Annotated in this window: 3 protein-coding genes; all 3 read left to right on the forward strand. The window is 56.7% G+C overall.

Going from position 1 to position 17,732, the window contains the following annotated elements; genetic code table 11:
- Window positions 1–74 precede the first annotated feature (74 nt).
- The 3 genes from ACR0I0_RS07340 to ACR0I0_RS07350 all read left to right on the forward strand — a co-directional run bounded on the left by ACR0I0_RS07340 (window position 75) and on the right by ACR0I0_RS07350 (window position 17,714).
- Window positions 75–1,232: an RES family NAD+ phosphorylase gene (locus tag ACR0I0_RS07340; RefSeq protein WP_480490778.1), complete on the forward strand. Its 1,158-nt coding sequence runs from the start codon at window positions 75–77 to the stop codon at window positions 1,230–1,232.
- Between the two features lie 1,087 nt (window positions 1,233–2,319).
- Entirely contained in the window at window positions 2,320–11,946 is a 9,627-nt protein-coding gene (locus ACR0I0_RS07345) for a CHASE3 domain-containing protein (RefSeq protein ID WP_480490780.1), read from the forward strand.
- Window positions 11,946–17,714, forward strand: a complete 5,769-nt coding sequence (locus ACR0I0_RS07350) for a hypothetical protein (protein WP_480490782.1) — start codon at window positions 11,946–11,948, stop codon at window positions 17,712–17,714. The genes ACR0I0_RS07345 and ACR0I0_RS07350 overlap by 1 nt, the downstream gene beginning before the upstream one ends.
- The last annotated feature ends 18 nt before the right edge of the window (window positions 17,715–17,732 follow it).

Genomic DNA, 17,732 nt, shown 5'->3' on the forward strand with positions numbered 1-17,732 from the left:
CGGTCAACCAGAAAAGATCAGACATGTTCACCGCTCGGTTTTCAGCCGTGAATCATGCCGCTCGCTGAAAATCAATGGGTCCTGACCCTAGTAAGAAAGGAGTGCCGATAGAAGAAGTCGCGCGGATTATGGATGAGGTCATAACGAACAACTACTATGTCTCGGGAGTCGATTACCTTGGGGAGCCGACTGGAAGCACCTTGCTCGACCTGATTTATGATCTGACAGGCGCTGATCATCACGACGTAGCTACCGCACTCCAGAACGCAATAATCGACAATGAAACTTGGTGGCCCAGTGATGGCGGCGACCCCTTCTTCTCAGAAGAAAATGGTTATGACCGCATTACAGAAGTATTTGACGAACAACGTTCGCAAATGTGGGATAACTTTCGCCGTCAAATAGTTAGTAAACAGCGTTTCTTCAATGACAGTGCTCAGAAGATGTTGTCGGCAATATTTGATGGGTTGCAGCTCCTCAGAGATGATCGAAACGAGCCCGCCATCCGTACTCTTGAGCCCGGGAAGTTGACGATCTTTCGAGCCCGACGTGCCAATACTCTGAGATCACAGGAAGCCATTTCGTCCAACGTTGCTCAAGAACTCGGGCCCCCGCCTCCTAGTCTACGAATGCCCGGAAGGATGAACCCATCCGGGATACCTTCTTTCTATGGAGCTTTCGATTTGGAGACCGCATTAGCGGAGTTGAGGCCAGCGGTCGGAGAGACAGTTATGGCAGCACAGTTTGATTTGGTGAGACCAGTGGTCGTGCTGGATACAACAAAGTTTGAACGCCCACCAAAAGCACTCAACATTTTTGCGAAAACTTACAACAAGCGCCTTAGCCTTTGGGGTTTCATGGCTGAGTTTATGAATGAAATTTCTCAACCATGTCTGCCAGGCGACGAGCACTTAGATTACATTCCGACACAGGTGGTGGCTGAGTATTTGGTTCACCTGCATCGCTTCAAACACAACGAACAAGAGAGAACGGTAGAGGGAATTATCTTCCGCTCAGCGCAAAACAGTGAAGGAAAAAATATTGTCCTGTTTGGTGATGCGACCAAAGTCAAAGCGGACCAGTCGACCCCGACCGGACGCGCCCGCCGTAAAAACCGACGACCTCATACACTTGAGGTAGTCGAGAATAGCCTAACAACCCAGATCATTGACAGTGTGCAGGTAAGCACTTCTAGTGTTTATACTGGAGTGGGTGAAGTTGAAGAGTTTTAATTGTCGATGGTGTTGCGTCACCACGCTGTCGTCCAGCGCAAGAGACAACCTCGGCAAGCAAGTAGTCCCAAAACCTATCAACCCTCACAACACGCCCTGAAATTCGCTGAGGTTCCAAGTGGGTTTTCCGATTGGCTAGCGATTGTTAGCTCCGGCTACTATTGATCGCCTCTCTCGGCATCAATTCTGGTGAGATTTCTGGGTACACTTTCAATCTCGCACTAGCAAAGAACAAGGCGCCGGTGACCAAAATTCCGGCGCCTTTTTTCCTGCAAAACCGAAGAGTTACGAATTGTGGGCGCTAATGACCTTGTGTATGGGCGCTAAAATCGTCGAAATGGGTTCGTGTTGCCTTGCGGTTCAACATCAAATGTAGCGCTCCATTTGACATCACCTACCCACATCCGAAAAACACTTTTGTTTCAATGCAGTCTTATCACGTAGATGCAATATACTGACCAAAAACTTCACAATGAATGATCTTAACTGCTGTGATCAGCAAATGCATCCCCAGCATCCACGAAAAGCAAATTTTCACCCGTTTGATTCTGGCTGTCTCAGGGATCTGACCCGATATGACGAAATGAGTGCGTTGTTAACAATCAAGCCAGCTACCGTTCGCCGAAATACTCCTGAAAGTGAGCAGTGCGGACATACTGTTGAAAAACTAGAAAATCTTACGGCTGCGTTTTTGACTCAGAATCCGTTACAGAGACAAAAATGAAACTTAGCGCCCAGCAGAGCGTTTGAGAGCCTTAGACATTGCCAACGCCGTTCTTAGGCTCAGCCAGCGCTCTTGCCGCTACTATTTTGTTCTCAGTATGCCAACGAGTCTGAAGCCTATTTTGACGTCCTGAACTTAGCCTCGCAATCTATATTTTCTATTATATATCAACAAGTTAATTGTTTATGATATTTTTTGTTGCATTGTGAAGGGAACCCATGAACACTGTTTATGGCGCTGTTTGGTGCCGGATAATTTCAAATTTTTGAACACATCGCTTTGAGTTTGAGTATCTGAATATCGTGGATGGAAGACGACTTTAGCACAGAGAATTTAGCAGCTGAAACTGCTAAGAGTTGGAGATTGACGCGGCGACGGTTTCTGCAAGCCAGTGCAGCCGTGCCGATAACGGCCGCCGCTGTGGATGCGCGCAATGCAAGCCAGAAAATCCAGGACGGACATGAACGCGATCTTGCCTTTCAGTTCCTCGAAGGGCAGCGCAAAGTTCGGGTTATCGTGCTGTTTGACACCCCCGGCGATCAATCCCAAACACTAACGGCGACAGACGAGCCAATCCAATGGACGATTGACGCGCGCCGGTTCGGACCTCAAGCCTATTTCACCCTCAGGGAACTGACCGAAAGCGGCAGTCGAAAAAGATACGAGTTGCGCATCAGGAACGGCCAATTCGGCGCGTTGCAGCAGGCCAACCTTGTCTGGGATCTTGAGCAACGCAAAGACCCGGAGTCGGGAAAGCTGCGGTTTTCCATCGTAGCTGAAACAGATTTCTTTCGCCGCTCGAACGAAAGGTTGGGGTTCTTCCTTGAAGACTATGGCAATCCTTTCAAAGTTAGAAGAACCCAAGGTCTTTTTGCCCGTCTATTCGAAAGAAGAAGTCCCAGACCCAGACCTGGTCGGTTCCGTGATTTCGCGCGGGGACAATCCCGCCTGCACCAGATCGTAAATGCCAATGTCGTGCCACAGACCTTTGCGGGCATGTTCAACGGCCTGATCAAGTACAACAACCGATCGGGTTCGATACGAGAGATCGACATATCCATTGGGACGGATCTTTTTTGGGACTTAGAAAACAGGAACTTCCCAAAACAAGATCAGGTCTACATCGCGTCCATTCGCCTTGCACTCAAGTCCCTGCGCTTTGGTTGGATGTCTTTAGACACTGCTAGGTCGGGCGATGCCAAAGACGCAGACGACCCCACAAAATACCAGTTGTTTGCGCGGGCGGTAAGGGACGACAATACCCGTTTTGGCCTGTTTGGCGGTACAGGGCCAACGATCTCGTTCGAGCAGACCGGCGGCCCCAAAGGCAAAAAGGATGACAGTCCCGGGGTGTTCCTTTTGCGTCGAGACGATACGCGGGCGGATGGGGAATCGCGCGCCGAAGCTGCATTGCCGGGATATTTTAATTTCGACATCGCGGACAAAGACGAGCCCGAGACTATGGCTGGCCCTTTCCACGATATCGTCGGGCGCATCCTATTGCGTGCCGATCGCTCGGCCACAAGGAACACCGTTGATTTCAGCCTGAGTTTTGACGGCGATTTCGCAACCACCAAGGCGCGCAGAATCGAAACGCCCATCGGCCCTCTTGTCGTGCGCGGCCCCACATTGTCGCCAGAAGCCGAGGCAGAAACACCCGAAGCCCGCCGTCAGCGTATCTTTCTCGACCCATTTGCGGCGCGATGGGATCAGGGGGTGTCGCTTATCTGGTCCGAAGCCCAGAGTTCGAAGCGCGAGCTGGATTGGGCCGAGATTAATGTTCTGCTGCTGGAACATGCCGCCGCGCTTTCAGACAGCCATTTCTCGCGGCTCACCTTTGACCCCACAGACCTGCGCATTCTCTGGGCGCCGACAGAGGCCACTGATGACAGTGCCAGTCTGGTCAGCCTGCTGCGTCTTGGACCGCGCAGCAGCATTCCCGGCAGCCGGATAGACCTGAGCCGGGCAACGTTAAGGGCGGCACGCACCAATGATCTGCTGTCACTGCAATTCCGTTTCTCTGGATTGTGGCTGGCTTATGGCGCGACCGGAGCGCCGGAGCTTGTGAAAGACAGCCCCGCCTGCTCGCTGCCTTTAGCCAACGGAAAAACCGGGGACGATCCACGCCCCGTCATAGCAGTGGATTTTCCGGGTCAACATCTGTTTGAAGAAGCACTGTTCATTCCCAAATCAGAACCCTTGCCCGACGCCAAGCTTGAAGAAGAACGCGGGGTTGTCAGCAAGGCCAACGGTAAGCTGAATACTCAGGCAGATGACCCGCCTGCGGTTTTGCAAGAGACCGAGACCGAGTTCATCCTGAAAATCAACGACGCGGCACAAGTTGACGAAGTCCTGCGCAGACTGCCGACAACTGCGATGCGCAAAACGTTTCGCGAGGCTTTGCAGATCAGAAAAAGTGCCGCTGATGCAAAATTTCAAACGTTTCAGCAAGCATACCGGGCGGCCGCCGAAAATCATGGCAAACGCGTTTCGCTCCCCCCGGATCAAAAAATATACATCGGCAATTTCGGACTTGACGTGGATGCCCGGGCGTTGGCGCGACAAGTCCAGAATGAGCAACGCAGACAGAAGGCAGCTGAGTTTTATTCTAATCTAATTGCGCGCCTAAAAACCACTTACGACGAAATACTCAAAGACGCGCGCTCAGGCGGAAACACCTCTCCGGAAGCAATCGCGCTGACGGATATCGACACATCGATATCTTCGGCGCTGGTGATGGAAGGATTGCTTGAACAATCCATACCGGCCTACCAATTACTGCGCGAATTCTATCGCGACGTGATGATCGGAACACATCTTGAGGACGGTCTTGCGCAAAACCCGGATGCAGAGTTCTGGCCCAAAGACACAAAGGCCGAAGAAACCGAGGCCATCTTTGCGATACTCGGCGAGGCCAGCCCGACCTTGCCCGGATGGGCATCCGCCGCCGGGCTGAAGCTGGATCACCTAGTTCAACGGCGCGATGCCGTGAAAGAGGCCTTTACCGAGGCCATTCTGAAACAAGATGAACAAGACCAGATCAACCGCCAAACCCGCAACGGGCTGGTCGAGGGGCGATTGGCCAACCCGTCGCGTCTGGCGTTTCGGGTTGCCTGTGCGGATTGGACCGAGGTTTTGCGTGCAAGCAAAACGCATCTTGATCAACCAGACGATGCGCAGGCGCGATTGCCGCGCAAAACACTGCCTTTTACCTTGCAAGGCCTGACGAATTTCGCCGATTTCGAACTGGCCGTCACCCGGCGCGCTCAGCGCATTTATTCTGCCGACGAGGCAGGACGCCGGGATCGGCTCAGCCGACGCACGCTTAATGTCAGCCCGGGTGCCATGTTGGATCATCTCGGCTTTCATGACGGACCGTTCGTCAACTCTTCGACGCGGCTGGCCGACATCCAAAGTGCATTGCGCGCGCCCCCCGGCCCGTTTGAAACTGCAATCGAGATACCCGCACGCCTCATTCTGTCGCCACATCAGGATGCCGTGGTCATCGGCCGGAACACAGGCGACGTTCCTGACAGCGTTTTTGCGCAGGATGAGCGTAAGCAACCCGATGTGTCCGCTTTGTGGAGCGCCGATTTCCTGATCGAAGCCGAGGACCCGGGGGTGCGCGCCGTGCATTCCCCCGATTTGCGCAGCGATTTTCTGTGGGGCCATGCCTATAGCAACAAGGCACTTCCCGGAGCGCAGCGCATCCCTGCCACTCCACCACCTCGGGGGCCAACGGCCCCTTGGCATCATGGACAGGGCGCGCAACCCATCGGACGCGCCGATCTAACGCTGGTTGGCCCTGGGGATCACAGCATAGCGGACCTCAATGACACCGAAGACCCTTTGCGGCGATGGAACCTTGTCATCCACCCGCAGAAAAAACAGACCTTCGGCGATCGGCTTGCCCAGATATGCAAGGCCTTTGCGGATCAGAAAAAGGCAGGTGACCCGGAAAAACCAGAGCAATTCCGGGGCCCGACTGATGCGTTCATTCGCCACGAGTTGGTTTTGCTGACCTCGGGCTGGGGCTTGCCGGTTCTGGGACGTCGCGCGCCGACGGGTAACTTGATGCAGGGCTCATCTCAGGTCGAGCCCGAGCCGCGCCACCGACTGTTCGACCTTCAGCGGGGAAGCGCCCTCTATCAACCGCGTGCATTGGAAGTGACCGAGCTTTCTCTGAGCAGCCTAGGAGGTTCGCTGCGCCATGACAGCAGCTTTGAGCCGCCCGCTGCCGCGCTGAGCCAATATGAAGGTCAGTCCGGCCTGTTTGATGCGCTGTCGATCGAGCGTTGGCAACAATGGACTGTTCTGTCGCGCGATGTGTTCTGTGAGGTCACGTTCAAGGGCTTTCTTTTCCCCTTGGGCCACCGCGCAGCACTTGTCCAAGTCACGGAACGCGAATTCCTCAGGGCACCGGATGGCACGGTGCGCGCCTATCTGCGCCAAAGGATGTTCATTCGCCTGGGCAAACCCGAGAAACGTTTCCCCGCAATCGCCCAACCGTTTGAGGGGCGTTTGTTTCCGGTCGAACGGCTGCGAATCCTGACCACACAAACGCCCGATATTGTCGATCCGGCGACACTTGTTTCGACGTCCCCGCCGGACGGGGACGGCCCCGTCCCCACCGATTCGTATGGCCGCCTGAATTTGCCGAAGAAAAGCGCACTGGCCTTCTGGCCACGCACGGCCCCCCTGTCAGAGGCGAATATTCGCTTTGAAATCGAAATCGACGGGGCAAAGACCGATATTCCTTTGATCTTCGTCGACAATATCGCCGCCAATGATCCGGCGAGTCTGGCCAGAATTGTCGCGACCTATAACGCCATGCCGTCCCCGGATGACACAGCGGCTGAAATTACTGAGGACAACAGCATTGACCCTGTCGTCCATGTGCGCACGATGCAGTTCCGGGGTGAAAAACGTCGCTATGCGCCCGAATTAAAGGCCGGTTCCACCAGCCTTGAAACCGACCACTGGACCCTTGCGGCAGGAGGACGCCGAAGCGGGGCAGCGCAGATCGCCACAAGCTCGGGCCTGACCGGCAAACCCATCAAAGCTTTTGTGCCGACTCTTGCCGGGTTTTCAAGTGACCCGATCCTGCAAGGTGCTGATCAGCCCCCATTCTTCCCTCAGGTAGATGTGGCGCGTCTACGGTTGCGTCAGGCTGAGCGGTTGGTCGGCCGAACCTACGGCCCGGTCAGGGCGCGGTTCGATTTCGCTTACCTTCAGAAAGGCTTTCCCGAACGCCCGCCTGGTGAGGTGATCGAAAGCAATGCCGGGGAAATTTTTCTGACGCTGGTAGAGCCTGATCAGAAACTGCAATCCATGGGCAAAAAGGGTGACCAATCCGGCGGGGTGTTCCGCCCATCCGGGCGGATGGTCGCTGTTTCACGCGCCAAAGGGGTGGTCAGCAATACCGGTCGATTGGCCGTGCCGATCACTGGTGGCTTTGCCGAAGTAGCCGAAGTGTTCAACCACGGCCCCATGCCCCCTCCGCCACCCGCACAAACCGGCGCAGCTGCCGCACCGCAACCGGCTGAGCAGAAGGCAAAAGCCCAAGAGGCTCTGCGGCGCGCGCGGGAAATCTATGCCAACCTTTTTGATTCCAAAGCCAAGATTTTGGGATTGGTCAGCCTCAAGGATTTGATGTCCTTCCTGGATGATCTGGAAAACCCAAATACGGGCATGCCGGAACTCGACGAGCAAATCCGGTATGGCGCCGGGCAGATGCAGGGCGCGCTGGATGAGCTGAAACAGCAGGCGACTGACGCAGGCGAAGAGGTCGAGAACCAGATCAACGAAACCGTCGACAATCTGACCGGCGAAGTTCGTCAGCAAGCGTCTGATGCAGCCGATCTGGTCCAGGTACAGGTTGTCAAACCGTTGTCTGTTGCGGTCAGAGACATCCGCAAAGGCTGGGACGCGCTAGAGGCGCAATTAGCCGAAGAACAGCGCATCGTTGCACCGGCTCAGATCCGCGCCATCACTATCCGCGAGATTTTCCCAGAGCTCGACAGCAGCTTGAAAGCGCTTGATTTCGCGTTGACCGACAGTGCCAACCAAAGCGATCAGATCGCATTTGCGCTGTCTTTGGGCGCAGTTTACGAGGCCGGGCGGCGTTTCATCGACGCGCTGCAACGATCGTTGTCGAACCCGGCAGCCCGGATCGAGGACGCGTTCCGCAGTCGGTTTGATGCCCTTCGTGAGGTTTTCGACGGGGTAGCCCAGGGCCTTCCGGGTATCGTCCGTGCACTGGCGGCCGATGTTCTTGCGGCGAAGCGTAGAGAGCTGGCTGAAAAGCTTGCGCTTCGTCTTGTGCCGGTTTCAACCCCTACGGCCTTTCTGTTTCCTGCAGTACGGGTCCCGGATATCGACCTATTGGCGGAAATCGGGGTTAATGAAGCCCTGATAACCGAAGTGCGCGCTGCTTTGTCGTTGGAGCCGCAGAACGCCCGGGCACTGATCGGAAACTTCATCGACTTCGCGCTCGACCCCAAAAACTTTGCCCAGCTTCCGGCAGACGGCGAACCTGCTGCCCAATTGCTCCGGTTGTTCCTGCGTCAGGACACTTATAGGAACGTTTTGGGGTTTAGCATCTCACCAATTCTTCGACGACCACACGGGCAGCAGATCAGCAATCTGATCAATTCGCGTGAGGCCCGCCTTCGGGCAGCGGTCGAACAAGTGTCCGCCGCGCTTGAGAAAAAAGTCCTAGATCTTGAAGCCGATTTGCAAAATGCAACGGATGAAACTCGCGCTGCTATCGAAGCCGAGCTTGCCCGTGTCCGCCCCGAGGCCGAGGCGCGTGCCGCCGAACTGCGCGTGATCCTGCATACTTTGGTCGGGCAAGAGATCGATGCGCTGATTGAGACGATTTCCCGAGAATTCGCCGAAGAAATAGCGGTGATCACCGAAGTCGTCACGAAGACTGAGAAATTCGTACGCGCGGTTAAATCCGGAGCACCGCGACCGATCCTGGATGCTTCGCTTGAATTGGTCGCTGTATTTGCCGGACCGCTCGACTTTGAAACGGAAGATGTTTGCGTTGCCGCGAACCGGTTCGCAGAACCTCTGCGCCGCGCCCTGCTTTATTTCAACCCCGAAGAACTGATCCTGTCTGATCCAAAGGCAATCGGCGTGCCTGTTGTGTTGACCCGCGAAGACCTGCCTTTACCCACGTCATCTGGGGCGACCCAAGACGTCCCTGTGCGACGAGCGCCGAAGCTTGAGATGCTTACGGAGTCCACCTTGGGGACACGGCTGCACGATGCCCATCACGATATCCATGCTGCGTTGTTGAAAGGGGCTAGTGGCCTTGATGATGCTGTGACGGATCTATTGGCGGCGAAAGAAAAGGCACCCAAAGCCGCAGACCAGATTGATACGGTTGTCGCCAAGCTTCGCAGTCTTGTTGGCCCTGCCCTTCGGCAAGTGGCTCGCGTCAATGACGCCTTGGCGCGAAGCTATCGCGATCTGGTCAATGCCGATCGCGCGGCAGTCATCCTCAGGGCGCGTTTGAAATCTACCAGTGAAATTGACTTATGTGGTCCCAACATTGCAACGCAGCTTGATGCGGCGGCCCGCCTGCCACGGGATTTGCAAGCGTTCATCGACGTTTACGACACCCTGGTCAAAACTCTGGTCGAGGCGGTGGGCGACATCGGAAAGGCAACAGAAAACCTGTTGCGCAGCGATTTGTCTTACGTTGTGCTGACCGGACTTCTGGCTGATCAACTCGATAAAAAGACGGGCGTATTCCAAACCATCAAGGACGAGGCCGGCGAGGTTGCCAAGACCGCGCAAAGCTATGCCCGGCAACTTCAGCGGCTAGAATATAAAACAACCGTCTATCTAGCGGGCGTGCTACGCACTGTCGTCGCGCAGATTGAAAAACAGGTCGCAAGCGCGCGGGCCTTGGTCAAACACATCAATGAGCTGAGCGAAGACGACCTCGTCCGGGAATTTGTCGATGTTTCCGGCATTGAGCAGAACCTTGCCCAGATAGACAAGGCGCTCGTCTACCTTGGTGAATTGAATACCGAGCTAACCCGTATCGCCGCAATCAAAATCCCAGATTATGATGACCAACTGGCTGACGATGCGCAGCCGCAACCTGGCGGCCCGCGCCTGACCGAGTTGCAAAAGGCGATTGGCGACGGCCCACCAGCGCTGGATTTTGTGTCGCCAGAGGTTGCACCAAATGAACAGAACCAGACACTCGGACAGCTCAGGGAGCTACAATCGCAGATTGAGGCTCAACTGCGCGACATAACGGCCAAACTGCGCCAGCGTCTGCACCGCGCCGAAAGCGACGTTCTGAAACAGGTCGAAGGGCTGGCAAAGCAAATTCTGAACGCGCCGGTTCCATTTGGGGACAACACTGTGTCCCTGCCCCAATTCTACAAGAATGCGGTCGAAGAGCGGGATAACCTTATTGCCAAGACGCCAAAAATCCTGGCGGACTCGTTAAAGACCAACATCGTGTCAGACCCTCGAAAACATCACGCCAAATTGGAAATCCCGGCGGCCCTCCCCGCAGCTGATCCGCCGCTGGTGCCATATGAACCCGCGCCAGAGGGCGATTTGGCCACTCCCGCCAATGACGCGCTTGCCGGAGATCGTGCCTGGCTAGCTTATGTGTCTCAGGGCGCGCCGCTAAGCGATCCGGTCCAACGGCGTTACCTGATCGCATTCCTGAATGAATGGTCGCGTGAAGACTCGGCGCCGATCATCATTGGCAACCAGATCGTGTCGGTCATATCCGACATATTGCGCGGCGATATCATGCGGCTGATCGACCTCAACGCGATCCGCGATCAGATCGAAGACTACCTGCTGTCGCTGGTGCCCTCTGAAATCCAGATGCGGTATGGGTATGGCGTTGTTCTGGGGGATCCGGTCCGAAAGGCCACCGGCGGGATATTCGCGCCTGCCAGCGGTTCGCGGTTGGACGTTCGGACCGGGATCGTCATTCGACTGAACCAGTTCCAGCCAGAGATCGCTTTCTCATCGGTCGGTACGTTGGGGGCGTTTGATGTAAAGCTTGTGGGCGATGCTTTCGATGCCCTGACGCTGCGATTCAAGGGTGCGCGCTTCGAAACCAAGGGCGGATCCAAGCCGCGGTTCGATATCTCTTATGATGACTATATCATCGGGCCGCAATTGCAGTTCCTGCAACAGTTGCAGTCAATCCTATCACCCTCAGAGGGGTCCGGCGCTTTCATTCTACCGCGCTTTGGCCTGCCCGGGATCGAAGCCGGGTACAGTATGAACTTGGGCGTTTTCTCAATCGGCGCGGCGTCTTTCTTCAACATAGCGCTTCGCACATCGGCGATTTTGCCCTTTGGTGACGGCGACGCACGGTTCCGCGCGGCACTGTCCAGCCGCACCAATCCGTTCACGATATCCTATCTTCCATTTGGCGGCTCGGGCTTCTTTGCCATTGAGGCGAATGCCAACGGCATCTTGGGATTTGAGGCGTCGTTTGAATTCGGTGGTGCGGCGGCCTTTGGGTTTGGACCATTGACCGGGCAAGGGCGATTGATGTCGGGCGTCTATGTCCGCCAGACCACCTTGTCGCAAAATCGCAAGCTGACCGAGATCACTGGCACGTTCTACGTTGGGGGATCTGCCCGCATCTGGATATTCGGGTTTGGCGCGTCGCTTTATGTGCGTTTGGGCATGGTGAATGGCGACATGTCCGGCGAGGCCGTCTTTACCTATTCCTTCTCGATCGGGATCAAGGATTTCGACTTTTCCGTACAAGTGTGGAAACAAGAGGCCGAAGGGTTCAACGGTCAGTCCACGTCCATCGGGGCGCAGGGCAAAACGCGGTTTGCCCAATTGGGTGACAAGAGTACGGCGCGGATTCAGGACCGTAACGCAGCCCTGGTCCAGACAAAGACAAGTTCACCGGACACGAATTACAGAGCGTATCGCAACACCTATTTCAAAAAACCTCTGAAGGGCGAGGATTTCTTCTGATGGCCAAGCACAACGGTAAGGCCGACACGGCCAGTGACACCAAACGACAGCTGGTCGAAGAAGAGTTATACGTGCTGGCAGCGGGAATTTGGCCGGACTCAGCCACAGCGCGGCTTACATTACAGGTCGAGCCGAAACCAACAGGCCAGACCACGGATGACGAGCAAGCCATGACGTTGGAGAACTGGCCTGCCAGCATCGCAGCGCGGCTGAACGCGGGCATAACTCTCACCTTTCTGCCCCTGGAAGGCTCCAATCCGGACCAAGCGCCCAGACCTTCTCGGACCGTCAAAGACCCGATCGTACTGCGTGCCACCTCGCTGGGGCTTGCGGAAAAGGACGCCCGGGCGGCCGCTTCTTTGTGGAGGGCCATGCTGGGCGAGGCAGACAGTTATCCGGATTTCAAAAATCCGAAAGACGGGCAGGTTGAAGTCACCCGTGGTACATGGGTCGATCTCGTGAATTCCCTGAAACTGTCACAGGCAAATGTGGGTGCCGCCGGTGGGCCCGGCCTGCACAACGGTACCGGCGATGTCGATCCGCTGAATGATGACGGGGTCGGGGCCGAAGGGCAAATACGGCCAAGCCCTGCAAGCGATCAGTCCCGCATTGCCGGTATTCTGCCTGTCCCTCACAGCGATTTGGCTTTGGCGCTGGATCAGCAGCGGGCCGAGGAACTGTGCCTGTCTCTGGGCGAACTGCTTGGTCAATCCGGCCTGCACGACAAGGCCGAAGGCAATCGTCGCCAAAAGCTCAAACAGGACCCGATTTTTCCCAAGCTCAGCGCGTTGCTGGAAGCTGCCGAGCCTCCAAACCAAGAACAACTGACCGAGGTATTAGGTAAGGTCATTGATATCACGCCGCTATGGCCAGAGTTTGCGTCGGCCGAAAACACTCCCGAGCAAGCCCTGCGTCGCCTGCGGAAATGCCTGAAACAAGCCGAACGCGCCCGTCTTTCCAAGGCGTTAAGAAACAGCCGCGCAACAACCGCCAAAGCATATTGTTCCGAACAAAAGCGTTTGCAGGAAGGCAGTTGTGATATCAAAGATATCGACACACCGGCAAGGTTCTGCGGGGCCGAAGCCCACGACGAGGCAACACGGGAAAAAGTCATGGCTCAGGCCTGCGCGGCCCATCACTACGCCAGCTGGCCGCAGTATGTGGCCGATGGCGAAGACCCACCGGAACCTCCGAAGCCGGATCAGAAGCCCCTGACCGAAACAGCGATCGTTCAGCGCTATGCCGCGTTGAAATCCGATCCCGTGCTGTCGCGGGTCTTTGGGTTAAGCGTGGATTTGGAGCTTGCAACTGAGGATTTTCAAGATCTGAAAGACGGGTTTTACCTTGTGGCAGTATCACTTGGGACCAGCCCGCCCGTTACAGAAGGCCTGGGGGCCACCTGGACATTGCTTGAGGTCAAGGATCAGGGCGGCGCGGTCAAGTTCTGGCCTGCGACCGAACGGGCCGCATATGTTAGCCTAAGCGGCAAGTCTGACACCGGTTTTCCCCGACAGTCCCACGGGCTGATGACCCTGTCCGGCGCGCCCTGTAGTGCCGACGCCGAAGCCCCGCGATTTGACCTGACCAGCATCGAGCTGCGCACGGCAACCGAGGCCGAGATGCAGCGCCGGTTGTCGCGCCAGTCGAATATCGACACCGATGCCACGGTCGACGCCCAAAATCCCGAGAGCGATCCAACCCCCACGAACCCGCCCCCGGAAGCCGACAACCTGAGCCTTGGCGGCAAGTACCTGACCGGCGGTTTGACCTTGCTGATACGCTCGGCCGGAACGGATACGGCGGTTCGTCTGGCGCGGCGTGATGAGCGGTTGGTGAACGATCAGGATGTTGTTCTGGATGCCGATGACCTGACAACCGGAGTACGGCCATTTGTCGGTATCCCCGAGGGCAGCGGAACGCGCTGGTCGCAACTGACGGCCCGCAACATCGACTACGGGACGTCGGGTCTTCAGACGAATGAGATCAGGGCTTTGGTGGGCAAGCTGTTCCCCCGAAACAACAACAAACTGTTCGCCTGGAGGCGCGCGCTGGAAGCTGGGTTTCTGACAACACCGTCGCGCCTGTTGCCCACGGGCACGGAAGATCAGGAAGCCGTTGTCGAAGAAGCATTCACCACATGGGACGGAAGCCCCATGGGTGTGGACATAACATCCCAGAGCAACGCGTCTCGTGATGTGCAAGTGTTCGGGCGCACGCTGACGCTGCCGAAAAGCAGCCTTGACACTTTGCGATTTGGGGTTCCGTACCGCTTTGCGCTGGCGGCGGTGTATTCCGGCGGTGTTTCGCGTCAGGCGGCAGGCCTGCCCTCGGACACCGAGGGAGACCCGGCCTTCTACCCGGTGATCTCAAACCATGAAGAAAAAAAGGGCGCGCGTCCGTTCTTCCGCTTTCTGCGTCAGGAATCGATCGCAGCCCCGCAATTTGCGCTGCCTTTGGGACACGCGCTGCGCAGCGAGGGCGAGAAGCGCAGGACCGGAACCAAGGGCAGTGCAGATCCGCTGCCATATGTCCATGCGGGGCCGATGGGCTTCGACACCGGACCGCGCATGGTGGTCAGAAGCCTTGGCCCCAAGATCACCGAGGACGACAAGGACTATGGGTCGCGCATGACGGCCCGAGCCGCCCCCAATATTTGTCATCGGGTGGTTTTGGCACCAAATATGGTCTTTGACTGTGCGGAATGGCACGGCGCCTTCGACAGCAGCACAGAGAAGCGTCCGACTGGGGCTTACGACAATTTTGCTGGTGCGCGGGCCACGGTTGGTGACAGAAACGACCGCGAAAACTTGATTGTGGCCCGCACTCATCTGCTACGCGGTCTCGACAATCGCGGTTTTTTGGACAAACGAACCTACACGGACTGGCCAAATCCGGGGATGGCCTCAGACACCGCGACACTGGGGGATGCCCTGATCAAGCGCCCCAAGTGGCTGGGCAATAAAAGACCAACAAATTTGTCTAACGAAAATCGCCTGAATCGTTTCTACGAAGATCCCTTGGCCCGAAACCTTGCATTCGGCATCCGCCTGAAAGGCGAAAGCACCTATCTAGAAGGCGGGCCACTGATTTATGACGTTTCGGACACAAAGGTGAAGCTGTCTTCAGGCCACAAAGTGTATTCAAGGTTGCCCGTCGTCGTGACGTCTGTAATCGGCAACGGCCCGGCCCGGCCAGCGCCCAGTCGTATTCAGGATGTTGTAACTGTCGACAATAAGACCGCTTACAGATGGTTCGATGCCGACACGGAAGACGACGGATTTACCAGCTCTAACCGCTACATGCCTGCGTTCGAACTGCGGCTTGAATTGCGACCCGGTGAAGAGATCGAAATTGATATCTGGGCGCTTCCTTCCGAAGGCAGTCTGGCCCGAGACCATGCTTTGGTTCAGGCTTTTGGGATCAAGCTGTGCGCTTCGGGCAAGGCCACTGGACTGTCATCAGCGGACGCCATGTTGGCGGGGGCAAAATCCGTTCTTCCGCAACAGTTTTCGGACCGGCTTGAAACAGAGTTGGCGAAACAGGGCGCGGACAATCGACGGTATGTTGCACCCGGCGGCATCTTCGCCCCGACAAATGCCGCGTTAAAGGCTTTGGGCAATACAATCACGCATATGCTGAAGCTTGGCCCGCTGCCAGAATTCGCGGGCGTCACCACCCTTGAGGCGGTGCATGCCACCAATCGGATGCCGACCCGCCCCACCGCACTTAAGCCAGCCGTTCCGCAAGACCCGATGTTGTCCGAACTGCCGCCAGTTGACGAAAACACACCCGAGCCTCGGCCAGTTAGTGCGACCCGACCAGCAAGCGTCGAAGAGAATCCATTTGGGCCATTGGCCGTCAGCGCGCCGGGGTCAACGCATCTGGTGCTGGATGGCACAGTGCCGTTCGATACCAACACAAATGATGTGATCGAGATCGAGGCCCAGGTGACTTTGCCGGGCAGCTCAAACTTTGATGATCGCAATCGAGGGCGATCTTTGGCTCATCGCCGGAAGGGAACCTGGCCTCCGTTGCGGACGCTGGATGGTTCGACGCGCAAAGACAAAGACGATCAACTGCTTTATCGCAACGCCGAAGACCTGTTTGGCTTTGACGTAGGCCGCGACGGTACAGTCAGCTTCCAGCCTGCCAAGGTGACGCTTTTGCGGGTTGAGGGTCTGCCAAGGCGGCTTCCGGGTGGGCAACTTGATCTACGGTCGCTCTTTCTCAATACCCTTCCAGATGGGGCGCGTGTCGCCCATCGCCATGTATTCCCGGACGGCAAAGCCCGGCGTATGCATGTCCGCGTCAATGCCCTGTCGCGTACGATGGATGACCTGCGTACCTGTGCCCGGGTCGCACGCCCGGGTGACCCCTGGACAACCCCGAAAGAGGGGCGTCTCTATGGTACTGGTGAGCATGTCCCCGCGGAACCCGTGCCTGCCAGGCATCAGCTGAACCCATCTGATCCCGTTGAGATCATTCTGCCGGCGACCGTGCGCCCCGCCAAACCGGATGCCCGCGCACCGCAGCCGCTTCTGGAATTTGAATCCGGGCAATCCAAGGCCAACGAACCACCCTGGCTCTGGCACAACAGAACCGCCTCAATACGCATCCCATTGGGGCGCGAGTGGTTTTCCAGCGGCGAGGATGAAATGGTCGGGTTGGTACTCTGGCCACCCATTGGCGAAGAAGAAGAAACCCGGACTGGTGGCAAGGTCAGCATCCCAGGGCGGTATCCCGGCGATCCTGACCGCCGTTTGGACTTGGACAAGTTGGACGGTGACGTGTTGACATTCAGCGATGATGACCTCGGCCCTGGCGGGCGATTTATCTCGCGCCGTGGCAGCGATCCGGTCCGTGGTGGGTCCGAGACTGAGCCCGTTCTGCGACCTATCGCGATTGCTGATCTGTTCCGGGATCAAAAGGATGCACGTCGGGCGAAAATGGTCGAAAACGTGCTTATGCCGCTGGATGACGAAAGCAGCACAGTGGGCAACCAAAAACAAAGCAGTACCCCGCCGATGCGCGTGGCGCTCGCGCTTTATCAACCGCGCTTTGATGTGGAGCGAGAGGAATGGTTCATTGACGTCACGCTTAAGGCACCGCTGGCACCCGATGGCTTTGTCCGCCTTGGTCTTGTGCGGTACCAGCCCCATGCGGTGCCAGAACTGCGCTGCTCCCGACCGGTGGTTCAGTGGGCGCAACCGTTAAGCGCGCGCGCGCTGCGCGCCCGTCGTGATGCTCCAGGTCGAATTTTCATCGAGCTTGAAGGTCCGGCCCCGAAAGAACGCGCTCTGCCCAACAGCATTACCTGCGACAAAACCCCAGAGCTTGGCGTCGACCGCGCCGCGCTTTTTTGCCAACCCGCCATGCGGCTGACGCTTTTCCGGCAAAAAGAAGAGAACGGTCAGACAAGGCGCGTGATGCTCAGGCGTCGCACAAAAGAAGTGGTTCGCCTGACCGCCAATGCAGACGAAGACAACGAGAAGGATGTGCCAGCGCCGCAGGCTGACGCTATTCTGGTAACACCAGAGCGCTTGGCGGATTCCATGGCGCGTTGGCGGCATGTGCTGAACCTGTCGGATTACGAAGACAGCCCTAATGACGGCCAACTTCAGCTTTTGGTGGAAGAAATCGAACATTTCCGACCCGCGAGCTATGCAGATGAGCCTGTCGCCGCTGCGATAGACGCGGCCTGGCGCACCGAATTTCAGGAAGCTGGACCACGTTTCTCAGCACTGCTGGAGTTGAAAGCTTTTGAGTGATCAGCCCCAATTACATTT

This window comes from Ruegeria sp. AG6 (genome assembly GCF_056541565.1).

Excerpts from the sequence above, each read along its gene's own strand:
- ACR0I0_RS07350 (WP_480490782.1), top strand. The coding sequence starts at position 11,946 with ATGGCCAAGCACAACGGTAAGGCCGACACGGCCAGTGACACCAAACGA.
- ACR0I0_RS07340 (WP_480490778.1), top strand. The coding sequence starts at position 75 with ATGGGTCCTGACCCTAGTAAGAAAGGAGTGCCGATAGAAGAAGTCGCG.